General features: G+C 69.7%; 14 protein-coding genes. 9 read left to right on the plus strand and 5 right to left on the minus strand.

Going from position 1 to position 14,243, the window contains the following annotated elements:
- The first annotated feature begins 12 nt into the window (after positions 1 to 12).
- Positions 13 to 1,128 carry an acyltransferase family protein gene (locus HEP74_RS02295; protein WP_185815016.1) on the plus strand — a complete coding sequence of 372 codons (1,116 nt, stop codon included), beginning with the start codon at positions 13 to 15 and terminating at the stop codon, positions 1,126 to 1,128.
- A 123-nt stretch (positions 1,129 to 1,251) separates the two neighbouring features.
- Entirely contained in the window at positions 1,252 to 1,899 is a 648-nt protein-coding gene (locus HEP74_RS02300) for a hypothetical protein (RefSeq protein WP_185815017.1), read from the plus strand.
- Positions 1,900 to 2,296: 397 nt separating this feature from the next.
- Here the strand turns inward: HEP74_RS02300 and HEP74_RS02305 are convergent, their stop codons facing one another.
- Positions 2,297 to 3,205, minus strand: a complete 909-nt coding sequence (locus HEP74_RS02305; protein ID WP_185815018.1) for a LysR substrate-binding domain-containing protein — start codon at positions 3,203 to 3,205, stop codon at positions 2,297 to 2,299.
- 105 nt (positions 3,206 to 3,310) lie between these two features.
- Here HEP74_RS02305 and HEP74_RS02310 point away from each other — a divergent pair, with 105 nt between their 5' ends.
- The 4 genes from HEP74_RS02310 to HEP74_RS02325 all read left to right on the plus strand — a co-directional run bounded on the left by HEP74_RS02310 (position 3,311) and on the right by HEP74_RS02325 (position 5,444).
- Positions 3,311 to 3,634: a carboxymuconolactone decarboxylase family protein gene (locus HEP74_RS02310; protein ID WP_185815019.1), complete on the plus strand. Its 324-nt coding sequence runs from the start codon at positions 3,311 to 3,313 to the stop codon at positions 3,632 to 3,634.
- A gap of 19 nt (positions 3,635 to 3,653) precedes the next feature.
- Entirely contained in the window at positions 3,654 to 4,052 is a 399-nt protein-coding gene (locus tag HEP74_RS02315; protein ID WP_185815020.1) for a tautomerase family protein, read from the plus strand.
- Positions 4,049 to 4,615 (plus strand): DUF4865 family protein, encoded by a 567-nt coding sequence (locus tag HEP74_RS02320; RefSeq protein WP_185815021.1) that lies wholly within the window; start codon positions 4,049 to 4,051, stop codon positions 4,613 to 4,615. Before HEP74_RS02315 ends, HEP74_RS02320 begins: the two co-directional genes overlap by 4 nt.
- Before the next feature lie 73 nt (positions 4,616 to 4,688).
- Positions 4,689 to 5,444, plus strand: a complete 756-nt coding sequence (locus tag HEP74_RS02325; RefSeq protein WP_185815022.1) for an SDR family NAD(P)-dependent oxidoreductase — start codon at positions 4,689 to 4,691, stop codon at positions 5,442 to 5,444.
- Between the two features lie 193 nt (positions 5,445 to 5,637).
- Here the strand turns inward: HEP74_RS02325 and HEP74_RS02330 are convergent, their stop codons facing one another.
- The 3 genes from HEP74_RS02330 to radC all read right to left on the minus strand — a co-directional run bounded on the left by HEP74_RS02330 (position 5,638) and on the right by radC (position 9,004).
- Positions 5,638 to 6,459 carry an SPOR domain-containing protein gene (locus tag HEP74_RS02330; RefSeq protein WP_185815023.1) on the minus strand — a complete coding sequence of 274 codons (822 nt, stop codon included), beginning with the start codon at positions 6,457 to 6,459 and terminating at the stop codon, positions 5,638 to 5,640.
- A 15-nt stretch (positions 6,460 to 6,474) separates the two neighbouring features.
- Positions 6,475 to 8,163: an arginine--tRNA ligase gene (argS, locus tag HEP74_RS02335; RefSeq protein ID WP_185815024.1), complete on the minus strand. Its 1,689-nt coding sequence runs from the start codon at positions 8,161 to 8,163 to the stop codon at positions 6,475 to 6,477.
- Between the two features lie 166 nt (positions 8,164 to 8,329).
- The gene (gene radC, locus HEP74_RS02340) at positions 8,330 to 9,004 is read right to left on the minus strand and encodes a RadC family protein (protein WP_185815025.1); all 675 of its coding nucleotides are present in this window, start codon (positions 9,002 to 9,004) and stop codon (positions 8,330 to 8,332) included.
- A gap of 97 nt (positions 9,005 to 9,101) precedes the next feature.
- On the opposite strand from radC, the gene coaBC reads away from it, so the two are divergent.
- The 3 genes from coaBC to HEP74_RS02355 are packed head-to-tail and all read left to right on the plus strand — an operon-like array spanning position 9,102 to position 13,189.
- On the plus strand, positions 9,102 to 10,364 hold the full coding sequence (gene coaBC, locus HEP74_RS02345; protein WP_185815026.1) for a bifunctional phosphopantothenoylcysteine decarboxylase/phosphopantothenate--cysteine ligase CoaBC: 1,263 nt from the start codon (positions 9,102 to 9,104) through the stop codon (positions 10,362 to 10,364).
- A complete protein-coding gene (gene dut, locus HEP74_RS02350; protein ID WP_009588584.1) occupies positions 10,361 to 10,831 on the plus strand; it encodes a dUTP diphosphatase in 471 nt (156 codons plus the stop codon). Before coaBC ends, dut begins: the two co-directional genes overlap by 4 nt.
- Positions 10,832 to 10,846: 15 nt before the next feature.
- A complete protein-coding gene (locus HEP74_RS02355) occupies positions 10,847 to 13,189 on the plus strand; it encodes a phosphomannomutase/phosphoglucomutase (protein ID WP_185815027.1) in 2,343 nt (780 codons plus the stop codon).
- Positions 13,190 to 13,555: 366 nt separating this feature from the next.
- On the opposite strand, the gene HEP74_RS02360 is transcribed toward HEP74_RS02355, so the two are convergent.
- Positions 13,556 to 14,236, minus strand: a complete 681-nt coding sequence (locus HEP74_RS02360) for a hypothetical protein (RefSeq protein WP_185815028.1) — start codon at positions 14,234 to 14,236, stop codon at positions 13,556 to 13,558.
- Between the last annotated feature and the right edge of the window lie 7 nt (positions 14,237 to 14,243).

A 14,243-nucleotide genomic window follows, 5' to 3' on the forward strand; every position in this document is an offset into this window, starting at 1 on the left:
CTCCTTGACGCGATGCGCTACCCCGGATTGGATTTGCTGCGCGCGCTGGCGATCGTGTGGGTGATGCTGTTCCACTCGTTCGTGGTCGGCGGCCTGGGGCCGGAATGGGCCTGGCTGTCGCGCTATGGCTGGATGGGCGTGGACCTGTTCTTCGTGCTCAGCGGCTTGCTGATCGGCGGTCAGGTGCTGGCGCCGTTGGCGCGCGGCGAACCGCTGCGTTATGGCGATTTCTACCTGCGCCGCGCGTTCCGCATCCTGCCGGCCTTCATCGTGGTGCTGGCGCTGTACCTGGCCTGGCCCGGTTTCCGCGAAGCGCCAGGCCTCGCGCCGTGGTGGATGTTCGCCAGCTTCACCTTGAACCTGGGCATCGACTACGCCAGCCAGCAGGCGTTCTCGCATGCCTGGTCGCTGTGCGTGGAGGAGCATTTCTATCTGGTGTTCCCGCTGCTGGCGGCGCTGTCGCTGCGGCGGCCGTCGGCGCCGCGTTTCGTTGCGGTGTGCGGTGCGGTGGTGCTGGCCGGCATCGGGTTGCGCACGGCGACCTGGCTGCACGACAGCGCGCTCGAACGCATCGGCGACGGGCTGCAACGCAACTGGTTCATCGAGGACATCTACTACCCGACCTGGAACCGGCTCGACGGCTTGCTGGCCGGCGTGGTGCTGGCCGCGATCAAGGTGTTCCGGCCGCAGCGCTGGCAGTGGCTGCAGGCGCGCGCCAACGCACTGCTGCTGGCCGGGTTGGCGGTGTGCGCACTGGCGATGTGGCTGTTCCGCGAACGGACTGGCCTGCTCGGCAACGCGATCGGCTGGCCGCTGTTGTCGCTGGGACTGGCGCTGCTGGCGATCGCCGCCGCCTCCACGCGCAGTTGGATCGGCCGGCGCGCATTGCCTGGGGCGGGGTGGCTGGCGGCGGTCTCCTACAGCCTGTATCTGTCGCACAAGGCCGTGTTCCATCTCACCCAGAGCTGGTTCGGCGCCGCGCTCGATGGCCGCGGGCCGCTCGCGTTCGCGATCTATGCGGCGCTGGCGCTGCTGGCCGCCGCGTTGCTGCACTACGCGGTGGAACGGCCGTTCCTGCAGCTGCGCGAGCGCCAACGCGTCCAGCGCCGCATGGCGGCTGGTGCTTGAGCGCCGAGCCGTGCACGGTCCTAGCGAGGTGGCATCGTGGGCCTCTTTGGAAGCACCGCGAATCGTGTTATTTTCGCCCGCTCATGGAAGAGGGGGATCGAAATGCGGACGAGATGCTATGCCTTGATCGTTGCAGGGTGCTGCGGCCTGGCCGCCGCCGGACAAGGGGGCGCGCAGGTGCGCACGTCTCCCACAGTGGATACCAAGCCGAAAATACGCGAAACCTCGCCAAGAGCCCCTTTCGACAAGCAGGCGGCCGAAGCCGCGCTGGCCAAAGGACGGGCGACGATCGTTGGCGTGGCTTGCGCCTATCACGACAGCCGGATTTTCCTTGCCAATAACCGCAAAGTGATGCTGTTCCCGGCAACGCCGTACTTTGCGGAGTGGGTCGCCATGCGCAAGAAGGCGGACCGCAGCAAGGAGACGGCGCTGATGTCGGACGAGGCCTACAACATGCGCGTGGAAACCCAGACGGACGCCAAGGGTGCATTCCAGTTCACCGAGATGCAGCCAGGTAGTTACTACCTGGTGTTGCCCTTCCAGTTCGATCAGGCCAAGTCGCGCGATGTGTACGCGGGTAGCAGCTACGCCGGTTCGACCGAGGTGGACCACTACGAGCGGCAGGACTATACGGTCGCGCGCGACGACGAGCTTTTCAAAGAAGTGGAAGTCAAGACCGATGGCAGCACGGTCAAAACGGCGATTACCGGCGGCGCCGGCATGCTCAATGGCGGTGGTGGGCTGTTTAGCAAAATGCTGCCATGCAAGTGACGCGCCTAGCGGGATGCAAGCCGGTTTCGCGACCGCCGATGAGGTTCGTTGAAGGTATGGTGCGGCGCTAATTCCGGCGTGTCGTCGGTATTTCGCGGCAGCGGTGCAAGTTTTGCGGTCAACGCCGGCAGGAGCGGAAGTTGGGTCGCGGCACCCTCTAGCGCCGGTGATCGGGCAGTAGATTTCCGGCTACAGCCTCAGTTCGAGACCAAGATGGGCTGAGCATGACGGAGCGGGCAGAACATCGTTCGGTCCTTTGCCGCCCAGCTGCCGTTCCTGCGCCTGCGCGAACGCCTGGGGCGCGAGCCCTCCGAAATGCCGGTGGCTGCCTAGGCCATCACTGCCGGAGCGTACTGGCGCGGCAATCCGGTTGCGCGTAGTTCTCCACGTGGCCGCCTCACTCCGGATCGGCGTACGCCACGCGTGCCTCGTGCAGGCGCTGCTGCAGGATCTCCGCCAGGCGCGCCACTGCCGGCGCCGGTTCCGCGTCGGCACGATGCAGGTTCAAGCCCAGCGCCGGCAGCGTCGGCAGGCCGCCGACCCCTGGCGGCAGCAGCGCCAGCGCGTCGGGCAGGCCGGCCGGCGTGCGCAGGGTCAGGCCCAGTCCGGCGCGGACCGCGGCCCAGACGCCGCCCAGGCTGGCGCTGGTGAAGGCGATGCGCCATGGGATGCCGGCACGGTCCAGCGCTGTGGTCGCCGCAGTGCGCAGCAGGCAGGGCGCTTCCAGCATCACCAGTGGCAATGGCGTATCGCTGCTCCAGCCGCTCGGGTCCGGAAGTGGCGCCTGGGCTGCGGCGATCCAGCGCATCGGCCAGGCCGCCTGCGGCGCGCGATGCGCCGTCGCGGTCCCGGCGTCCCAGACCAGCGCCAGGTCCAACTGGCCCGCTTCGACCCGCGCCAACAACTCCTGATGGCGCGCGATGCGCGCTTCGATGCGCACCTTGGGATGGGCGCGGGCGAAGCGCCCCAGCACGTCGGGCAGCATGTGTTCGCCGAAATCCTCCTGCAGTCCAAGCCGTACCCAGCCCTGCAGGGCTGGCCCGTGCAGCGCACCGGCGGCCTCGTCGTTGAGGTCCAGCAGACGCCTTGCGTAAGCCAGCAACACCTCACCCGCGTCGGTCAGCGCCAGTCCGCGGCCACTGCGGCGCAACAGCGCGTGGCCGGCCTGCGCTTCCAGTTTCTTCAGCTGCGCGCTGATCGCCGACGTGGAACGCCCGTGCCGGTCTGCGGCCTTGGCGAAGCTGCCCAGTTCGACGCCGGCGACGAAGCTGCGCAGCGCATCGAGATCGAAGGTGACGCGACGCATGCTATCGATCCTGTTTTATCGAAGGTTGGATGCTGAATTTCCCGATTTTCAGGAACATCTTCGGTGGCTAGGCTGTGCGCAGTCAATCTCCAGCGCGAGCCATCAATGTCCGTCCTGCCCCCGCCTGCTGCATCCTTGTTCGGCGATATAGCGCCGAAATTCGCGCAATTGACCGAGGACGTGCTGTTCGCCGACCTGTGGCAGCGCCCCGCGCTGTCGCCGCGCGAGCGCAGCCTGGTCACGGTGGCGGCGCTGGTCGCGCTGTACCGGCCGCAGCAGTTGCCGTTCCACCTGAGCCGCGCGCTGGACAACGGCCTGGGCCGCGACGAACTGGCCGAAGCGATCACCCATCTGGCGTTCTACGCCGGCTGGCCGTGCGCCGCCTCGGCGCTGCCGCTGCTGCGCGACGCCACCGCGTCGGCCACCTGATTCCCCAAGGAGACACCCCATGCCATACGCCCGTATCTCGCTGCATCGCGGCGCTAGCCCCGACTATCTGCGCGCCTTGTCCGCCAGCGTCTACCAGGCCATGCACGAGGCCTTCGAGGTGCCGGCCGGCGATTGCTTCCAGGTCATCCATCAGCACGATCCGGGGGAACTGGTGTTCGATCGCCACTACCTCGGCGGACCGCGCTCGGACGCCTTCGTGCTGATCGCGATCACCGCCGGGCGGCCGCGCAGCGAGGCCTGCAAGCGCGCGTTCTATCGGCGCCTGGTGGAGCTGCTGGCGGTCGCGCCGGGCATCGCGCCGGAAGACGTGATGGTCAACATCGTCACCACGCAGGCGCAGGACTGGTCCTTCGGCGGCGGCCGCGCCGGGATCTTGGCAGCGGAGACCGACGCATGATCGCCATGCAGTACAGCATTGCGTTGCCTGCCGACTACGACATGGCCATCATCCAGCGCCGCATCGCCGACAAGGGGCCGTTGCTGGACGATCTGCCGGGACTGGTATTCAAGGCCTATCTCAGTGCCGATCGCGGCGATCGCGCGCTGTCCAGCCGCAGCAACCTGTATGCGCCGTTCTATCTGTGGCGCGATGCCGAGGCGATGCGCGATTTCCTCGCCGGCGCCGCGTTCCGCGCGCTGACCGCGTCGTTCGGACGGCCTGCGGTACAACTGTGGACGGTGTGCGCTGCGCGTCTGCACGCTGACCTGCGCAGTGCCCGCTACGCCCGGCGCGAGATCGCCGCGATCTCCGAGGCCGACGCGCTCGAAACGCTGGGCGACCGCGAGGCCGAGCGGGCGAGGGACGATCTTGCCGCAGGCGCGCTGGCCACGGTGAGCGCCTACGAGCCGCACGGCTGGAACCTGCTGCGCCTGCGGCTTTGGCGGGATCTGCCGCCGCCGCCGGACGTCGGTCAAGCCTATGCCGTGGGCCACGTGTCCATGCCGACAAGCGGCGATTGAGGCAACAGCACCCCGGCTTTGCCTGTTTGCTTTTACCATTCCCGATTGCCCACTCCCCATACCCGGCCTCCCAATGACCCAGACTGCCCTGATCACCGGCGCCACCTCCGGTTTCGGCGCCGCCGCCGTGCGCCGCTTCGTCAACGCCGGCTGGCGCGTGATCGCCACCGGCCGCCGCGCCGAGCGGCTGCAGCCGCTGCTGGCCGAGTTCGGCGCCGAGCGCGTGCACGTGGCGGCGTTCGACATCCGCGACGAAGCCGCGCTCGATGCGATGCTGGCGGAGCTGCCGGACGCGTTCCGCGGCATCGACCTGCTGGTCAACAACGCCGGCCTGGCGCAGGGCACCGCACCGGCGCAGGCCGCGTCGCTGGACGACTGGCGCACGATGATCGACACCAACATCACCGCGCTGGTGACCCTGACCCATCGCCTGCTGCCGACGCTGATCCAGCGCCGTGGGACGATCGTCAACATCAGTTCGGTGGCCGCGCTGTACCCGTATCCGGGCGGCAATGCCTACGGCGGCACCAAGGCCTTCGTCAGCCAGTTCTCGCTGGGCCTGCGCTCGGACCTGCACGGCACCGGCGTGCGCGTGACCGCGATCGAGCCGGGCATGGCCGAGACCGAGTTCACCCTGGTGCGGACACACGGCGACCAGGGCGCGTCGGACAAGCTCTACCACGGCGCGCAGCCGATGACTGCCGAGGATATCGCCGAGCAGATCTTCTGGGTCGCCACGCTGCCGCCGCATCTGAACATCAATCGGCTGGAAATCATGCCGGTGACGCAGTCCTTCGCCGGCTTCCAGGTGGCTAGGGGCCGGGATTAGGGATTAGGGATTAGAAAAAGCGAAAGCGGCGCCGATGTGTTGCGCCTGCTGACGGCTGTCGCAGCCAGGCGGCCGTCAGTCGCGCTCGCGACCGGCGAGGCAATTCAACGCATGTGGTAAGCCAACGGGTCGCAAGGAATGCGGGAGACGTTGCTTCTCCCGAATCCCCAATCCCGAATGCCCAATCCCGGCCTCACTGCGCCTTGATCGCGATCGCCGGCAGTCCGCTGCCGGTCAGCTTCTGCTTGGCCGCGGCCAGTTCGCTGGCGGTGCCGTAGGGCCCCATGCGCACGCGGTACACGGTCTTGCCGCTGATCTGCGCCGATTCCACGCGCGCCGACAGGCCCAGCATCGCCAATTTGGCCTTGGTCGATTCGGCATCGCCGGAGGCGCCGAACGAGCCGGCCTGCAGGATGTAGCGGGCGTTGTCCGCTGCTGCCGCGGCGGCCGTGGCAGCGGCAGGCGTGGCCGCCGCCGCGGTCGGCTTGGCCGCCGTGTTGGCGGGCGCGCTCGTTGCGGCGGTTTCCGGCAGCGGCGTGGGATTGGACAGCGCCGCCGTCGTTGCCGGAGCGGTAGCGGCCGTGGTCGCCGTCGCCGGCGTGGCGGCGGCCGGCTGCGGCGCGCGCGCCTGGCGCGCGGCCTCGGCGCGTGCGCTGGCGGCCAGTTCGGCGTCGGACATCTGCACTTCCTTGCCGGGCAGCAAGGTGTAGAAGTCGTACTGGGTCTGCGGGTCCTTCTTGGCGTCGGGCTTGGTGCTGCCGGCCGCCGCTGCCGCTGGTTTGGGCAGTTCCGGGGCCGCGTCCACATCGGCGTCGGCCACCGGCGCCGGTTGCGCATCCGGGTTGGCGCGTGGGCCGCCCACGCGCAGGAAGCCGTCGCCGTCCTTCTTGAACAGGCCCGGCGCCGCCAGGAATACCACTGCCGCGATCGCCACGCCGGCAATCAGCCACACCCATCCGGGCGTGCCGTTGCCGCTGTTGCGCCGCGCCTGCGTCTTACCGCGTCGTGCTGCCATCTACCGCTTCTCCACTCACATTTTTTCCGGGGCGGAAACGCCCAGGAGGTTCAGGCCGTTCGCCAGCACTCGCTGCGCCGCCACGGCCAGGGTCAACTTGGCGTTGCGCTCGCTCGCATCGTCCACCAGCACGGGAGTGCCGTGGTACCAGGTGTGGAACGCGGTCGCCAGTTCGCGCAGGTATTGCGCGATCAGGTGCGGCTCCAGCACATGCCCCGCATTCTCCACCACTTCCGGGTAGCGCGAGAGTTCCAGCATCAGTTCCAGCGAGGTCGCATCGTTCAGCCGGTTCAGCTGGCCCAGGCCGTCGGCCTGGTCGTAGTCCAGCTTCTTCTCCTGCGCCTGGCGCAGCAGGCTGCACACCCGGGCATGCGCGTACTGCACGTAGAACACCGGATTGTCGTTGCTCTGCTGGCGCGCCAGGTCGATGTCGAAGGTCAGCTGCGAATCGGGCTTGCGCGCGATCAGGAACCAGCGCGTGGCGTCGCGGCCGGCTTCCTCGATCAGGTCGCGCAGGGTCAGATAGCTGCCGGCGCGCTTGGACAGCTTCACTTCCTCGCCGCCACGCATCACCGTGACCATCTGGTGCAGCACGTACTCGGGCCAGCCCTTGGGGATGCCCAGGTCCATCGCCTGCAGGCCGGCGCGCACCCGCGCCAGCGAGCCGTGGTGGTCGGCGCCCAGCTCGGTGATCGCGCGCACGTAGCCGCGCTGCCACTTGCTCAGGTGATAGGCCACGTCCGGCACGAAATAGGTGTAGCTGCCGTCGGACTTGCGCATCACGCGGTCCTTGTCGTCGCCGAAATCGGTCGATTTCAGCCACAGCGCGCCGCCTTCCTCGTAGGTGTGGCCGGAGGCGACCAGCTTCTGCACCGCTTCTTCGACCTTGCCGTCGCGGTACAGCGAGCTTTCCAGGAAGTAGATGTCGAAGTCCACGCCGAACGCGGCCAGGTCGTGGTTCTGCTCGTTGCGCAGGTAGGCCACGGCGAAGCGGCGGACCGCTTCCAGATCGTTCGGATCCTTGGAACCGGTGACCAGGTTGCCTTCCAGGTCCACCGAGTCGCCGGCCAGGTAGGCGTTGGCCACGTCCTGGATGTAGTCGCCGCGGTAGCCTTCTTCCGGCCAGTCGGGGCTGTCGGGGGTCTTGCCCTGCGCGCGCGCCTGCACCGAACGCGCCAGGTTCTCGATCTGGCCGCCGCCGTCGTTGTAGTAGAACTCGCGCTTTGCGTTCCAGCCGTTGGCCTCGAGCAGCCGCGCCAGGCAGTCGCCGATCGCCGCAGCGCGGCCGTGGCCCACGTGCAGCGGGCCGGTCGGATTGGCCGAGACGTATTCCACGCCCACGGTGCGGCCATTGCCGACCAGGCTGCGGCCGTAGTCCTCGCCCTGCTTGAGCACCGCCAGCACCTCGCGCTGGTAGGCGCTGGGGCTGAGGTGGAAGTTGATGAAGCCGGGGCCGGCGATCTCGACCCGGGTCACTTCGTCGCTGGCCGGTAGCGCGGCGACCAGCTGCTGCGCCAGCGCGCGCGGATTGCCGCGCGCGGCCTTGGCCAGCAGCATCGCGGCGTTGGTGGCGAAGTCGCCGTGCTCGCGGGTCTTGGGCCGTTCGACCACGAAGTCCGGCGGCAGGGTGTCGGCCGGCAGGGTGCCGTTGGCGCGCAAGGCTTCGATGCCTTGACCGATCAGGGCGCGGAGTTGGGATTTCACGTGATCTCTGCTTGAAGCGCGGAACCGGCGATTTTACCCGACCCGCCGCCTCCCGGCCCGTGCCGGGTTCAGCCCGACCTCAGGCCGTCCGACGATGGCGGGTTGGGGAGTGGGCATTCGGGATGTGCCGCGCCGCCGCCGTGCTGCCCGGTTCCCGAATTCCGGCTCAGGCCCAGCCGCGCGCCGCCATCGACACCGGCGCTCCGTCGCCGACGATGAAATGGTCCAGCAAACGGATGTCCACCAAGCCCAGCGCCTGCTTCAGGCGGTGGGTAACGGCGCGGTCGGCGGGCGAGGGCTCCGAGTTCCCCGATGGATGGTTGTGGCCGATGATCACCGCGGCCGCGTTGTGCGCCAGCGCGCGCCGCACCACTTCGCGCGGATGCACCTCGGCGCCGTCCAGGGTGCCATGGGACAGTTCTTCGAACGCCAGCGAGCGGTGCTTGGTGTCCAGGAACAGCACCGCGAACACCTCGTGCGGCCATGCCCGCAGCCGTTGCGCGAAGTAGCGGCCGGCCGCCCCCGGATCGGTCAGGGTGGTGCCGCGTTCGAGCTCGGCGGCCAGGTGGCGCTTGGCCAGTTCCAGCGCCGCCGACAGCTTGCAGGCCCGTGCCGGGCCCAGTCCCGGCAGGCGCACCAGCTCGCGTGGCGGGCGGTCCAGCAGCATGCGCAGCGGGCCGTGCCGATGCAGCAGGTCGCGCGAGGTCCGCACTGCGTCACTGCCGGGCAGGCCGGAGCCGAGGAAGATCGCCAGCAGTTCGGCGTCGGAGAGGGCGCCGGGGCCGCGTTCCAGCAGCTTTTCCCGTGGACGTTCGGCGTCGGGCCAGTCGTTGATGTGCATATCGCCAGATTGGCGGGCGATATGGCGCAACGGTATCAGGGCCGCAAAGGGCCATCGGGTAAGCTAATCGTTCTTGCATGGGTAGGACATTCCCGACGTGACCGGTACTTTCGAGGGGCCCCTGCAGGGGCGGCGTGTGCTGTTGTGCGTGGGCGGCGGCATCGCTGCCTACAAGGCGCTGGAGCTGGTGCGGCGGCTGCGCGAGGCGGGTGCCGAGGTGCAGGTGGCGATGACCGCCGGCGCGCAGCAGTTCGTCACGCCGCTGAGCTTCCAGGCGCTGTCCGCGCACCCGACCCGCACCAGCCTGTGGGACAGCGCCGCCGAGCAGGCGATGGGCCATCTGGAACTGGCCCGCTGGGCCGATCGCGTGGTGGTGGCGCCGGCCACCGCCGACCTGCTGGCGCGGCTCGCCCACGGTCTGGCCGACGATCTGGTGACCACGCTGTGCCTGGCCACCACCGCGCCGCTGACCGTGTGCCCGGCGATGAACCACCGCATGTGGCTGCACCCCGCCACCCAGGCCAATGTCGCCACGCTGCGCCAACGCGGCGCCAGCGTGGTCGGGCCGAACGACGGCCCGCTGGCCGAGGGCGAATCCGGCCCCGGACGCCTGGCCGAGCCGGAAGAGATCGTCGCCGCGCTGGCCGGTGGCCACGCCGCGACCGCGGCGACCCTGGCGGCGCCCGCGCCGGTCGCGGCCAGTAGCGGTGGCGGTGCGCTGCACGGCCTGCGCCTGCTGATCAGCGCCGGGCCGACCTACGAAGACCTGGACCCGGTGCGCTACCTCGGCAACCGCAGCAGCGGCAAAATGGGCTATGCCCTGGCCGCCGCGGCGGCGCGGCAGGGCGCGTCGGTGGTGCTGGTCAGCGGCCCGGTGCACCTGCCCACGCCCGACGGCGTGCAGCGCATCGACGTACGCTCGGCGGCGCAGATGCGCGCCGCGGTGCTCGGCGCGTTGCCGGCCGACATCTACATCGGCACCGCCGCGGTCGCCGACTACACGCCCAAGCAGGTCGCCGCGCAGAAGATCAAGAAGAGCGGCGAGGTGCTGACCCTGGAACTGGTGCGCACCCCGGACATCCTGGCCGAGGTCGCCGCACAGACCCAGGCGCTGAAACTGGTGGTCGGCTTCGCCGCCGAGACCCACGACATCGAACGCTACGCGCGTGGCAAACTCAACGACAAGCACCTGGACCTGATCATCGCCAACCAGGTGGGGGTGGCCGGCAACGGCTTCGAGAGCGACCAGAATGCCGCCACCGCCTACTGGCAACAGGGCGCGCGCAGCTTCCCGGCCGTGTCCAAGGCGCAACTGGCCGAACAATTGCTGGCCCTGATCGCGGAGCGACTGCACGCATGACCATCCCCACGCCATACCCGCTGCAGGTCAAACTGCTCGACCCGCGCTTCGGCGACAGCTGGCCGCTGCCGGACTACGCCACCGAAGCCAGCGCCGGGCTGGATCTGCGCGCGGCCACAGAGGCGCCGCTGACCCTGGCGCCGGGCGATACCGCGCTGATCCCCAGCGGGCTGTCCATCTACATCGCCGATCCGCAGCTGTGCGCGGTGGTCTTGCCGCGCTCCGGGCTGGGCCATCGCCACGGCATCGTGCTCGGCAACGGCACCGGCCTGATCGATGCCGATTACCAGGGACCGCTGCTGATCAGCGTCTGGAACCGCGGCCGCGAGCCGTTCACCATCGCCCCCGGCGACCGCATCGCGCAACTGGTGGTGATGCCGGTCGTGCGCGTTGCCCTGCAGGTGGTGGATACTTTCGCCGACAGCGCCAGGGGAACGGGTGGATTCGGCCATACCGGAGTGCGCTGACAGGGGATCGTCTGCATGAGCGAGGCAACACAACGGCCGCCGGCGCCGGAGGGTTTGCGCAAGGCGGCGCCGCTGCTGGCGCTGCTGCTGGCCGTACTGGCCGGCTGGTTCGGCTGGAGCGGCGCGCAGCAATGGCGCTACGAACACAGCGCCACGGACCTGCAGCAGGCGCGCGACACGGCGGTGGCGCAGACCTCGCAGGCGCTGGCGGCGGTCGCCAAGCGCTTCGCCGCGCAATTGCAGCAGCCCGCGGTGCAGGCCGCCCTGGCGCGCGGCGACGCGACGGCGGCGGCGCAAGCCTTGCGCGAGGGCTGGAAGGACGCGGAAGACGCACAAGTGCTGCCCGGCGACCTGAGCGCCGGCTACGCCGACGCGGGCGGCTTCGGCTATGGCCGCCTGGCGCTGCTGGAAAAGGCGTTGCTGACCGACGCGGTCGCCAGCGCGGTGGTGCGCGACGGCGGCGGCGCGCGACTGGGGCTGGCCGCGCCGGTGACCCTGGACAGGGGCGCCGGCGTCGCCTACCTGCGCCTGCCGCTGCGCGTGCTGACCGCACCGCTGGCGCAGGCTGCGGTCCCGGCCAGCGGCTATCTGGCGCTGCGCCAGGGCAGCTACGACGTGATCGGCGCCGGCGATGCCGGCCTGGCCGACCATGGCGACGCCTTGTCGCGGCCGATCGGCACGACCGGGCTGCGGGTGGTCGCGGCATTGCCCGACGCCGAGGTCGGACCGCTCGGCCTGGACGCGCTGCCCTGCCTGATCGTCGCCGGACTGCTCGGCTTTTTGGCTCTGGCGGTGCTGCTGGCCACGCGTGGCCGCCTGCCGCGGCCGCGCCGCGCCAAGGCCGCCGCCGCGGCGGCCGAGCAGGAACCCACCCTGCGGCAGAGCCTGCAGCACCGCGAGCCGCCACCGGCGCCACCGGTGCCGGAGGGCGAGACCGCGCCGGCCAGGACGGTTCCGGCACTGACCGTGCCGGCCGCCATCTTCCGCGCCTACGACATCCGCGGCGTGGTCGGCCGCGATCTCAGCCCGCAGGTCGCCGCCTTGATCGGCCAGGCGATCGGCGCGGTGATGCAGGAGCAGGGCTTGAGCGAGGTGGTGGTCGGCCGCGACGGCCGCCTGTCCGGCCCGGAACTGTCGGCGGCGCTGATCGAAGGCCTGCGCCGCGCCGGCTGCCACGTCACCGATATCGGCCTGGCGCCGACCCCGGTGGTGTATTTCGCCAGCTTCCACCTGCGCGCCGGCAGCTGCGTGGCGGTGACCGGCAGCCACAACCCGCCGGACTACAACGGTTTCAAGATCGTGGTCGGCGGCGAAACGCTGTCCGGCGCGGCGATTACCGACCTGTATGCGCGGATCAGTGAAGGCCGCCTGCCGGCCGCCGCCGAACCCGGGCGGCTGGAGCAGCGCGACGTCGGCGACGACTACATCAAGCGCATCGCCGACGACGTGCAGCTGGATCGCCCGCTCAAGGTGGTGGCCGATGCCGGCAACGGCGTGGGCGGCGAATTGGCGCCAAGGCTGCTGGAGGCGATCGGCGCGGAGGTCATCCCGCTGTATTGCGACGTCGACGGCACCTTCCCCAACCATCACCCCGATCCCAGCGAGCCGCACAACCTGGAAGACCTGATCCAGACCGTGAAGCGCTTCGACGCCGACCTGGGCATCGCCTTCGACGGCGATGCCGACCGGCTCGGCGTGGTCACCAAGGAAGGCACGGTGATCTATGCCGATCGCTTGCTGATGCTGTTCGCCGCCGACGTGCTGCAACGCAACCCCGGCGCGCTGGTGATCTACGACGTCAAGTGCACCGGCAAGCTGTCGGACTACGTGCTGCGCAACGGCGGCAGCCCGATGGTGTGGAAGACCGGGCATTCGCTGATCAAGGCGAAGATGCGCGAGACCGACGCCGAACTGGCGGGCGAGATGAGCGGCCACTTCTTCTTCAAGGAGCGCTGGTACGGCTTCGACGACGGCCTGTACGCGGCGGCGCGGCTGCTGGAGATCCTGGCGCAGCGCGAGGAGAGCCCGTCCGAGGTGCTGGCCGAGCTGCCCGACAGCGTGTCCACGCCGGAGATCAAGCTGCCGCTGGCCGACGGACAGGACGCGCATGCGCTGGTTGCGCAACTGGTCGCTGTGGCGCAGCAGGAAGGCTCGGCGTTCGCCGGTGCGCGGCTGCTCACCATCGATGGCCTGCGCGCGGACTTCGCCGACGGCTGGGGCCTGGTGCGCGCGTCCAACACCACGCCGGTGCTGGTGCTGCGCTTCGAGGCCGACACCAGTGCCGCGTTGGAGCGGATCAAGGACCTGTTCCGCAGCCAGTTGCAAGCGCTGTTGCCGTCGCTGGCGACGGGATTCTGAGGCGCATGGCGTGTGCGCCCGGCGCCGCGCCGGGCGAGGCGACGTAGCGCCATCGGCATGCGGAGTGCTGCGGGAGCGGCTTCGTCCCGCGACAGGATGGCCGAGAGCGCAGCGATTCCGGGCTGCGCTCGTCGCGGTTGAAACCGCTCCTACAGGAAGCGCGGCCAACTCGCCGGGCGCAGTGTAGGAGGGGCTTCAGCCCCGACAGCATCCGAAACCGCTGGGCATCCGGGCTTCGCTCGTCGCGACTGAAGTCGCTCCCACAAGAGACTTGCGGCCTACTCGCTGGGTGCACTGTGGGAGGGACTTCAGTCCCGACATCCCTGTCGCGGCGACCTGGCTACCGCCGCTGGCCGCACGCCGCGCTCAACCGCTGTTCGTCGTCGCAGCCGGCGCCGTGCCGGTCCCGGGCCGCTTCGCCGCACGGTAGCGCTGCAGCGCGTCGTCGATTTCCTGGTTCAGGCCGAACCGCTGCTGTTCGAAGTTCTTCTGCATGCGCAGCTGCCACAGCAGCGCGCGATGGCGCTGCTGCACGTCCTCGACGATCTTGCCGGTCACCTTCTGCCCGGCCAGTTCGCGCGCGCCGGCGTTGGCCAGCAGGCCGACCAGTCCTTCGCGCAGGCTGTTGACGTTGTAGCGGGCGGTGTTGATGTTGTTGTCGACGATGCCGATGCGCTCGGAGAACACCCGGCGCAATTCCTCTTCGGTCTGGAACGACAGCAGCATCGCCTGGTCGGTGCGTTTGCGCGTTTCCAGCGCCGCCTGGTCGGCGCGCTGCTGCGCGGCATCGGCGGCGGCCGCGGCGCGCTCCTCGGCATTCAGCGCGCGGCCGACCGCGCCGCTGCGCATCCCGCTCTTGGCGTTGAATTCGTCGCGCGCCTGGTTCACCGCTTCCGGCGGCAGCGCATCGCTGCACACGCGCTGCCCGCCCTGGTTCCAGCAGTACAGCTTCTTGGATGGCGCCGGCTGCGCTGCGGCCGGCAATGCAATCAGCGCGAGCAGGACCGGCAACGCGGCCCGGCCCCATGGTCGTTGGATCGGCATCATGGCAGCC

It is taken from the genome of Xanthomonas sp. SS, assembly GCF_014236835.1.
In the GTDB taxonomy this organism is placed as follows: Bacteria; Pseudomonadota; Gammaproteobacteria; order Xanthomonadales; family Xanthomonadaceae; genus Xanthomonas_A.

Coding starts and splice junctions, on each gene's coding strand:
- HEP74_RS02320 (WP_185815021.1), top strand. CDS start 4,049: ATGATCGCCATGCAGTACAGCATTGCGTTGCCTGCCGACTACGACATG.
- HEP74_RS02360 (WP_185815028.1), bottom strand. CDS start 14,236: ATGATGCCGATCCAACGACCATGGGGCCGGGCCGCGTTGCCGGTCCTG.
- HEP74_RS02295 (WP_185815016.1), top strand. CDS start 13: ATGCGCTACCCCGGATTGGATTTGCTGCGCGCGCTGGCGATCGTGTGG.
- dut (WP_009588584.1), top strand. CDS start 10,361: ATGACCATCCCCACGCCATACCCGCTGCAGGTCAAACTGCTCGACCCG.
- HEP74_RS02310 (WP_185815019.1), top strand. CDS start 3,311: ATGTCCGTCCTGCCCCCGCCTGCTGCATCCTTGTTCGGCGATATAGCG.
- HEP74_RS02315 (WP_185815020.1), top strand. CDS start 3,654: ATGCCATACGCCCGTATCTCGCTGCATCGCGGCGCTAGCCCCGACTAT.
- HEP74_RS02305 (WP_185815018.1), bottom strand. CDS start 3,205: ATGCGTCGCGTCACCTTCGATCTCGATGCGCTGCGCAGCTTCGTCGCC.
- radC (WP_185815025.1), bottom strand. CDS start 9,004: ATGCACATCAACGACTGGCCCGACGCCGAACGTCCACGGGAAAAGCTG.
- HEP74_RS02330 (WP_185815023.1), bottom strand. CDS start 6,459: ATGGCAGCACGACGCGGTAAGACGCAGGCGCGGCGCAACAGCGGCAAC.
- HEP74_RS02325 (WP_185815022.1), top strand. CDS start 4,689: ATGACCCAGACTGCCCTGATCACCGGCGCCACCTCCGGTTTCGGCGCC.
- HEP74_RS02355 (WP_185815027.1), top strand. CDS start 10,847: ATGAGCGAGGCAACACAACGGCCGCCGGCGCCGGAGGGTTTGCGCAAG.